This window comes from Alkalihalophilus lindianensis, from assembly GCF_032843265.1.
In the GTDB taxonomy this organism is placed as follows: domain Bacteria; phylum Bacillota; class Bacilli; order Bacillales; family Bacillaceae_D; genus Alkalihalophilus; species Alkalihalophilus lindianensis.
The window spans coordinates 1-383 of sequence record NZ_JAWJBA010000083.1 but is presented as its reverse complement, the minus strand read 5'-3'; the positions used below and the strand labels follow the sequence as shown (position 1 = coordinate 383).

Below are 383 nucleotides of genomic sequence, written 5' to 3'. Positions count from 1 at the left end.
TTGCCAGTGGATCATTAAACTTGCGCAAAAGTGCTTCGAACAGCGCAGCTGTCGTTGCCTCTCTGGCAAAAGGCACAGCTGTTACCGTTTATTCGGAAGCGAATGGATGGGCAAAAGTGAAGGCGAATGGCAAAGAGGGATACGTCAGCACGAGCTTTCTAGCAGCCAAAAAAGCGGAGAACTCCAAACAAACTAATGTTACTGTTAAAGCTACAACTAAATATGTCGATATTGACAGTGGATCATTAAACTTGCGTAAAAGTGCTTCGACCAACGCTGCAGTCGTTACCTCTCTAGCAAAAGGTACCGCTGTTACCGTTTATTCGGAAGCGAATGGATGGGCGAAGGTGAAAGCGAATGGCAAGGATGGATACGTCAGTACA

General features: G+C 46.2%; 1 protein-coding gene. It reads left to right on the top strand.

The genetic code is table 11. The features are described 5' to 3' along the window. Positions 1-20: 20 nt before the first annotated feature. Positions 21-383, top strand: a 363-nt coding sequence (locus tag RYX56_RS21390) for an SH3 domain-containing protein (RefSeq protein ID WP_317123992.1), incomplete at its 3' end; no start/stop codon positions are given.